Origin of the sequence: Nocardioides sp. NPDC057577, assembly GCF_042801335.1 — a bacterium.
Classification (GTDB): Bacteria; Actinomycetota; Actinomycetes; order Propionibacteriales; family Nocardioidaceae; genus Nocardioides.
Genome location: NZ_JBHVGB010000224.1, coordinates 1 through 8,084, shown reverse-complemented (window position 1 = coordinate 8,084; position 8,084 = coordinate 1). Strand labels below are relative to the sequence as shown.

The 8,084-nt window shown below is 70.0% G+C and carries 9 protein-coding genes; 8 read left to right on the top strand and 1 reads right to left on the bottom strand.

What is annotated here, in order from left to right:
• Positions 1-29: 29 nt before the first annotated feature.
• Positions 30-1,790 carry a 2-isopropylmalate synthase gene (gene leuA / locus ACFU7D_RS27125; RefSeq protein ID WP_378873210.1) on the bottom strand — a complete coding sequence of 587 codons (1,761 nt, stop codon included), beginning with the start codon at positions 1,788-1,790 and terminating at the stop codon, positions 30-32.
• A 180-nt stretch (positions 1,791-1,970) separates the two neighbouring features.
• On the opposite strand from leuA, the gene ACFU7D_RS27120 reads away from it, so the two are divergent.
• The 8 genes from ACFU7D_RS27120 (at position 1,971) to ACFU7D_RS27085 (ending at position 8,081) form a co-directional block, all read left to right on the top strand.
• On the top strand, positions 1,971-2,363 hold the full coding sequence (locus ACFU7D_RS27120; RefSeq protein WP_378730614.1) for a pyridoxamine 5'-phosphate oxidase family protein: 393 nt from the start codon (positions 1,971-1,973) through the stop codon (positions 2,361-2,363).
• Between the two features lie 69 nt (positions 2,364-2,432).
• Complete coding sequence (locus ACFU7D_RS27115; protein ID WP_378873208.1) at positions 2,433-3,350, top strand: ABC transporter ATP-binding protein; 918 nt, start codon at positions 2,433-2,435, stop codon at positions 3,348-3,350.
• On the top strand, positions 3,347-4,135 hold the full coding sequence (locus ACFU7D_RS27110) for an ABC transporter permease (protein WP_378730610.1): 789 nt from the start codon (positions 3,347-3,349) through the stop codon (positions 4,133-4,135). The genes ACFU7D_RS27115 and ACFU7D_RS27110 overlap by 4 nt, the downstream gene beginning before the upstream one ends.
• 14 nt (positions 4,136-4,149) lie before the next feature.
• The gene (locus ACFU7D_RS27105) at positions 4,150-5,274 is read left to right on the top strand and encodes a sensor histidine kinase (protein WP_378873206.1); all 1,125 of its coding nucleotides are present in this window, start codon (positions 4,150-4,152) and stop codon (positions 5,272-5,274) included.
• The gene (locus ACFU7D_RS27100; protein ID WP_378730606.1) at positions 5,271-5,879 is read left to right on the top strand and encodes a response regulator; all 609 of its coding nucleotides are present in this window, start codon (positions 5,271-5,273) and stop codon (positions 5,877-5,879) included. Before ACFU7D_RS27105 ends, ACFU7D_RS27100 begins: the two co-directional genes overlap by 4 nt.
• A 2-nt stretch (positions 5,880-5,881) precedes the next feature.
• The gene (locus tag ACFU7D_RS27095; protein ID WP_378873204.1) at positions 5,882-6,382 is read left to right on the top strand and encodes a flavodoxin family protein; all 501 of its coding nucleotides are present in this window, start codon (positions 5,882-5,884) and stop codon (positions 6,380-6,382) included.
• A gap of 47 nt (positions 6,383-6,429) precedes the next feature.
• A complete protein-coding gene (locus tag ACFU7D_RS27090; protein ID WP_378730602.1) occupies positions 6,430-7,263 on the top strand; it encodes a septum formation family protein in 834 nt (277 codons plus the stop codon).
• 2 nt (positions 7,264-7,265) lie between these two features.
• The gene (locus ACFU7D_RS27085; protein ID WP_378873202.1) at positions 7,266-8,081 is read left to right on the top strand and encodes a septum formation family protein; all 816 of its coding nucleotides are present in this window, start codon (positions 7,266-7,268) and stop codon (positions 8,079-8,081) included.
• The last annotated feature ends 3 nt before the right edge of the window (positions 8,082-8,084 follow it).

The following is an 8,084-nucleotide window of genomic DNA, read 5'->3' as shown; positions in this document are numbered from 1 at the left end:
GCGCCGACTCGGCAGATCTCGGCGGAGCGTCAGCCGCGCGGGATCGTGACCGCCTGGGCGCGGTTGGCCGCGCAGACCACGGCCCGCAGGGAGGCGGTGACGATGTTCTCGTGGATGCCGATGCCCCACACGATCTCGCCGGCGATCTCACACTCGACGTACGCAGCCGCGGCCGCGTCGCCACCGGCCGAGAGCGCGTGCTCGGCGTAGTCGAGCACCCGGATCTCGGCGCCGGCCTCCTTGAGCGCGTCGACGAACGCGGCCACCGGGCCGTTGCCGGCGCCCTTGTAGGTGCGCGCCTCGCCGCGCACCCGCAGGTCGACGACCTGCTGGTCGCCGCCCTCGGCGTCGGTCACCGAGGACCAGCTCTCCAGGGCGTACGGCTCCTCGCGCTCGAGGTACTCCTTGGAGAAGATCGACCAGATCTCCTCCGGGCTGACCTCGCCACCCTCGGAGTCGGTGTGCTGCTGGACCACCCGGCTGAACTCGATCTGCGCACGACGCGGCAGGTCCAGGGAGTGCTCGGTCTTGAGCAGGTAGGCCACGCCGCCCTTGCCGGACTGGCTGTTGACCCGGATGACGGCCTCGTAGGTGCGGCCGACGTCCTTGGGGTCGATGGGCAGGTAGGGCGCCTCCCACGGGATCTCGCTGACGTCCTTGCCGGCCTCGGCGGCGATCCGGTCGAGGTCCTCCAGGCCCTTCTTGATGGCGTCCTGGTGGGACCCGGAGAAGGCGGTGTAGACCAGATCGCCGGCGTAGGGGTGGCGCGGGTGGACGTTGATGTTGGTGACGTACTCGACCGTGCGGCGGATCTCGTCGATGCCGCCGCCGACGGTGAAGTCGATCTGCGGGTCGATGCCCTGGGAGAAGAGGTTCATGCCCAGGGTGACCAGGTCGACGTTGCCGGTGCGCTCGCCGTGACCGAACAGGCAGCCCTCGACGCGGTCGGCGCCGGCCATCAGGCCGAGCTCGGTCGCGGCGACCGCGGTGCCGCGGTCGTTGTGCGGGTGCAGCGAGATGGCGGAGTGCTCGCGGCGGGTCAGGCCCCGCCCGAAGTACTCGATCTGGTCGGCGTAGGTGTTCGGGGTCGACATCTCCACGGTGGCGGGCAGGTTGAGGATGATCTCCCGGCCGGCCTCCGGCTGCCACACGTCCGAGACCCGCTCACAGACCTCGAGCGCGTAGTCGGTGTCGGTCTGGGTGAAGATCTCGGGCGAATACTGGTAGCCGAAGTCCTCGGTGCCGATCAGCTCGGGGACGTACTCCTCGGCGTACTTCATCACCATCTCGGTGCCGCGCACCGCGATCCCGATGCACTCGGCGGGAGTCACGTTGAACACCACCCGGCGGAACAGCTCGGCGGTGGCGTTGTAGAGGTGGATCGTGGCGCGCGGGGCGCCGGCGATCGACTCGGCGGTGCGCGAGATGAGGTCCTCGCGAGCCTGGGTCAGAACCGAGATCTGTACGTCATCGGGGATCCGGTCGTCCTCGATCAGCTTGCGCACGAAGTCGAAGTCGGTCTGCGAGGCCGACGGGAAGCCGACCTCGATCTCCTTGTAGCCCATCGCGACCAGCAGCTCGAACATCCGCAGCTTGCGGGCCGGCGTCATCGGGTCGATCAGGGCCTGGTTGCCGTCACGCAGGTCGGTGGAGAGCCACCGCGGAGCCTGGGTGATCTTCTTGGCGGGCCAGGTGCGATCGGGTACGTCGACGGGCACGAACGCGCGATAGCGCTGGTGCGGCATCCCCGACGTCTTCTGCTGGTTGCTGGAGTTGCTCAGGTTGGTCATGGAGTCCTCATCAGGTGGGAGCGAGTGCCGGCGCACGTCGAACCTCCGCAGCGAGGGAGTCCGGCTTCTCAGACCCCGCTGCGGCAGCTAAGGAGGAGGCTGCGCATCATGACTCCGTAACAATAACAGAACAGAACTGGCAGACTGGCACCGAACTGACGACTAAGGGGAGGAACGGGCGTGGCCCAACTGGAAGAGCTCACGGTCGAGGAGACCTGGCGGTTCGCGACGGACACCCAGATCTCCCGGATCGGCTGGACCGGACCGCGCGGCCCGGTGGTGCTGCCGGTGAACCACGTCGTGCATGAGAAGGAGCTCTGGATCCGCACCTCGGCCCACTCCTCGATGGCCGAGCAGATCGACGAGAGCGCCGTGGCGCTGCTGGTCGACGACCTCGCCCCCGACACCCATGTGGGCTGGTCGGCGCTGTTCAAGGGACGCGCCGAGATCCTCTACCGCGAGGACCAGATCCCCGACCAGGTCAAGAACCTCCATCCCTGGCCGGCCGGCCCTCGTCCGTTGTGGGTGCGGCTGCGCCCCAAGGAGGTCACCGGCCGCCGCCTGGTCGCCTGACATTTGTCACCTCACGCTCGTGAGGAAGGGACGAGGCATCGCGGGTGACCTCGGGCCACGCTTGTCGGTATGAGCGTTGCCACACCCACCCGCACCACGTCCGCCGTGCGCCTCGACTCAGTCACCAAGCACTTCGGTGACGTCGAGGCGGTTCGCGGCATCGACCTCGACCTCGGCCAGGGCGAGGTGGTGGCGTTCCTCGGGCCGAACGGGGCCGGGAAGACCACCACGATCGACATGATCCTCGGTCTCACCCGGCCCACGTCCGGCACCGCCCAGGTGCTCGGTCGCACGCCACGCGACGCGGTCGCCCGCGGGCTCGTCTCCGCGGTGATGCAGACCGGCGGGCTCCTCAAGGACATGACCGTGCGCGAGACGGTGGAGTACACCGCGAGCCTCTTCGCCGACACCATGCCGGTCGAGGATGCGCTCCGGGGCGCCGGCATCGCAGGGATCGCCGGCCGCAGGGTCGGCAAGTGCTCCGGCGGTGAGCAGCAGCGGCTCCGCTTCGCGATGGCTCTGCTCCCCGACCCGGCGCTGCTGCTCCTCGACGAGCCGACCACCGGCATGGACGTCGAGGGGCGGCGTACGTTCTGGAACGCCATCCGCGCCGACGCCGAGCGCGGCCGGACGGTCATGTTCGCCACCCACTACCTCGAGGAGGCGGACCAGTACGCCGACCGGATCGTGCTCATCTCCCACGGTCGCATCGTCGCCGACGGCACCGGCTCGGAGATCCGCGCGCTGGCCGCCGGCCGCACCGTGCGCGCGACGGTCGACGGCTTCACCGCCGAGGCCGAGGCACGCCTGCGCTCGGTGGGCGGGATCGACGGCATCGACGTACGCGGCGAGCAGGTCGTCGTCCACACCAAGGAGAGCGACGCGGTCGCGCGCTTCCTCCTGACCGAGACCGCCGCCCGCGACCTCGAGATCACGTCCAAGAACCTCGAGGAAGCCTTCCTCAGCCTGACCGGAGACGACCAGTGACCACCAACGCCATCAATCCCGTGACCGCCCGCCGCACCCCTCCCCTGGGCGGCTTCAACCTCACCCTGCTCCGGATCGAGCTGCGGCGGCTGCTGCGCAACCGACGTACGGTGATCTTCACGCTGCTCCTCCCAGCCGGTCTGGCGCTCGCCTTCGGCGGGCAGTCGGGGTGGGAGCAGCCGGCCGGCGAGGGGAACGTCGCGGCGTACATCCTGATCTCGATGGCGATGTACGGCGCCGCGATGACCGCGGCCAGCGTCGGCTCGATGGTGGCGCTGGAGCGCTCGGTCGGCTGGTCGCGACAGCTGCGGCTGACGCCGCTGAACCCGGTGGCGTACATCCTGACGAAGGCGGTCGTCGCACTCGCCATGGGCGCGCTGGCCATCTTGACCGTCAACCTCATCGGCCGGATCCAGGGCAAGGCCGAGATGCCGGTCTCGGTGTGGGTCACGGCGATGGTGGTGACCCTGTTCTGCACCCTCACCTTCGCCGCGCTCGGCGTCTTCGTCGGCTACGTCGTGCCCGGTGAGAATGCGATGCAGATCCTCGGGCCCGGCCTGGCGCTGCTCTCCTTCCTGGGCGGCCTCTTCATCCCGCTGAGCACCTACGCGCCCGTGGTGCGACACATCGCCTACTGGACCCCGATGTACGGCGTCGCCGAGGTCACCCGGGCGCCGCTGACCCACGAGCTGCCCTGGTACGCCGTCGTGAACGCGATCGCCTGGTTCCTGATCTTCATCGCCGGCGCCGCCTGGCGGATGAGCAAGGACACGGCACGGGTCTGACTAACGTGTCTTCCGTGAGCATCGACCAGGGGCCGCAGCCGGCCGCCGCGAACAGGCGGTGGACCGTCGTCGGTCCCTGGTTCGCCTTCATCTGGCTCTTCTTCCTGATCACCCCGCTCCACGTCGGCTGGCAGGCCCGCGACACACCCGAGGGCGTGATCGGGATCGTGGCGACGCTCTGCTTCGCGGTGGCCTACATGCTGATCTGGGTGCGGGCGCGGGGCATGCTCCGGCTCGTCGAGCAGCCGCCGGCGAGCTTCGTGGCGCCCTACCTCGCCGTGCTCGGCCTGCTCGCCGCGGTCATGATCGCCACCCTCGGCGAGGGCGGCATCGCCGGCCTGGTCTATCTCGCGGTCGCCTGCGTGATGACGCTGCCGACCCCGGCGGTCTACATCGCCATCGTCTGCATCGCGGGCGGCGTCGCGATCACCGGGCTGGTGCCGGGCTGGGGCTCGCAGATCGACACCGCGTTCGCGGTCTGCGCCGCCTCGGCGGCGATGCTCGGCGTACGTTCGGTGATGCGGCGCAACGTCGCCCTCATCGGCGCACAGCACGAGAACACCCGGCTGGCGCTGGCCGACGAGCGCAACCGGTTCGCCCGCGACCTGCACGACATCCTCGGCCACTCCCTCACCGTCATCACTGTCAAGGCCGAGCTGGCCCAGCGCCTGGTCGACGTAGCGCCCGACCGGGCCAAGCAGGAGCTCGCCGACCTCGAGCGGCTCTCCCGCGACGCGCTCGCCGACGTACGCCGCGCGGTCGAGGGCTACCGCGAGCTGACCCTGCCGGGCGAGCTCGCCCGGGCGCGGGCGGCGCTGGAGGCGGCCGGCATCGAGCCGGTGCTGCCCCAGTCGACCGACGAGGTGCCCTCCGGGCTGCGCGAGCTCTTCGCCTGGACCATCCGCGAGGGGGTCACCAACGTCATCCGGCACTCGGGTGCGCGCCGGTGCGAGATCGTGCTCACCCCGAGGTCGGTGACCGTCCACGACGACGGCCACGGTCGCCGGGCCGGCAATGAGTCCGGGTCCGGGCTGACCGGTCTGCGGGAGCGGGCCGGCGCCATGGGCGCCGTGCTGACGACGCGTACCGGATCCGGGTTCGAGCTGGTCATGTCCGCCGACGGGGAGGTCAGCCCGTGACGATCAGGCTGCTCCTCGCCGACGACCAGGCGCTCGTACGCGGCGCCCTCTCGGCACTCCTCGGCCTCGAGCCCGACCTCGAGGTCGTCGCCGAGGTCGGCAGCGGGTCCGAGGTCGTACCGGCCGTGCTGGAGCACCACCCCGATGTGGCGCTGCTGGACGTGGAGATGCCCGGGATCGACGGCATCACGGCGACCGCCGAGGTCCGTCGCGCCGCTCCGGGGACGCGGGTGCTGATCGTGACCACCTTCGGCCGCCCCGGCTACCTGCGCCGGGCGCTGCAGGCCGGTGCGTCCGGCTTCGTCGTCAAGGACACCCCGGCGGCCCAGCTCGCCGACGCCGTACGCCGCGTCCACCAGGGACTGCGCGTCGTCGATCCCCAGCTCGCCACCGACTCCCTCGTGGCCGGTGAGTCGCCGCTGAGCCAGCGCGAGACCGAGGTGCTCCGTGCCGCCCGGGACGGGTCACCGGTCGCCACGATCGCGGCCCGGCTCGTCCTCTCCGAGGGCACCGTGCGCAACCATCTCTCCGCCGCGATCGGCAAGACCGGCGCCGCCAACCGCACCGAGGCCGTGCTCACCGCCGACAACAATGGTTGGCTGTGACCATGGCCAGGCTGCTGATCGTCCATCACTCCCCCACCCGGTCGCTGCAGCGGTTGACCGACGCGGTGGTCTCCGGCGCCAACGACCCCGAGATCGAGGGGGTCGAGGTCGTCGTACGTCCCGCCCTGGAGGCGAGCGCCGAGGACGTCCTGGCCGCCGATGGCTACGTGCTCGGCACGAGCGCCAACTTCGGCTACATGTCGGGTGCCCTGAAGCACTTCTTCGACTCGACCTTCCTGGCCGTCGGTGGCGCGCTCGACCCGTCCGGGGCGGCCGGTCCAGGAGACGGCTCAGCGGCCGGCGAGACCGCCAAGCGGCCCTACGGCCTCTACGTCCACGGCCGCTACGACACCACCGGCGCGATCCGCTCGGTGCAGTCCATCGTCGGTGCCCTCGGATGGGCCCAGGCCTACGACATCCTCGACGTCCTGGGAGACGTCGAGGACACCCACGTCGAGGCGGCGTACGAGCTGGGAGCCACGCTGGCCGCCGTCCTCGCCTGATCTGTGCTTTCGGCCCGCTCATGGGTTCGCAAGTAGAGTCGACCCCCGTGATCGGCCATACCCCTGGACGTACGACCGTCTTGTCCCTCGTGATCGTCGTGCTCGCCGCCCTCGCGCTCAGCGGGTGCGGCGGTGATCGGGCGGCTGCGAAGGGCGAGGACCCGAAGCAGGTGGACTCGACCGCGGTGCCCGAGGTCGGCAAGTGCCGCAACCTCTCCCACGAGGACGTCGCCGAGGCCTACAACTTCGACAAGTACGTCGCCTGCGACGAGCCGCACAACGCCGAGACCTTCGGCGCCGGACCGCTCCCGGACGAGTTCAAGGACGCGGCGTACGGCGACGAGAAGGTCAACGAATGGGCCTTCAGCCAGTGCCGCAAGCTGCTGGAGAAGTACGTCGGCTCCGACCAGAGCCTGCTGATGCGCTCGATGCTCTCCCACGTCTACTTCGGACCTTCGGAGAAGGCCTGGGAGGAGGGCGCGCGCTGGATCCGCTGCGACGTGGTCGGCGGTGGCCAGCAGGGCGCCGAGTACGTCGACCTGCCGACCACCACCCGCGACCTCCTCAAGGTCAAGAAGGTCGAGGACGTCGAGGACCGCTGGATGGTGTGCGCCACCGGCAAGACCGTCGCCTCCGCGAAGGTTCCCTGCTCCGAGCCGCACCAGATGCGCGCGGTGACGACCATCAAGCTGGGCGAGGCCAAGACCAAGTTCCTCGGTGTCGCGGAGTCCAAGAAGAAGGCCTCGCAGTACTGCAAGGGCTCGGTCCAGGCCTGGTTGGGTTACCCGGAAAGCTTCGACTACGGGTACACATGGTTTGGTGAGAAGGAGTGGAACGCCGGCAACCGCTGGGCGGTCTGCTGGGCGGTGAGCGAGGAGTGAGCATGTCCGACAAGCTGTGGGGGGCTCTCGTCGTCGTGGGGGCCCTGGCTCTCGCCGGTTGCGGTGGAGGCGAGCCGAAGTCTGCCCCGTCACCCTCCTCGGCGCCTCCGTCCGCCTCCGCGTCGGCGGCTCCGTCCCCGAAGGAGGGGGCCTGCTACAACCTCACCTACGACGAGGCGCTGGCCCCGACCGCCGGCGGCACCGCAGTCTCCTGCAAGGGCAAGCACACCACCCAGACGTACGCCGTGGGCCGGCTGAAGAACGTGGTCGACGGCCACCTCGTCGCGGTCGACTCGGAGCAGGTCGCGGCCCAGGTCGCCGAGGCGTGCCCCAACAAGGTCACCAGGTATCTCGGTGGTGACGCCGACGACCTGCGCCTCTCGATGCTGCGCCCGGTCTGGTTCACCCCGACGATCAAGGAGTCCGAGGCCGGCGCCAACTGGTTCCGCTGCGACGTCATCGGCATCGCCGGTCCCAACGCGCTGATGACCCTCAAGGGCAACATGAAGGGCGTCCTGGGTGACTCCGAGACCGCCGAGCCGTTCCGGATGTGCGGCACGGCGTCACCGAAGTCCGAGTCCTTCAAGCGCGTCCCGTGCTCCCTCAAGCACACCTGGCGGGCGCTCTCGGTCATCGACCTCGGCTCCGGGAAGTACCCCGGCGAGGCGAAGGTCAACAGCGCCGGTGCCGAGGACTGCAAGGCCGCTGCCGCCGAGGTCGCCGACGACCCGCTCAAGTACGAGTGGTCCTGGGAGTTCCCCAGCGCCGAGCAGTGGGCGGGCGGCCAGACCTACGGGATCTGCTGGGCCCCGGCGTAGCGA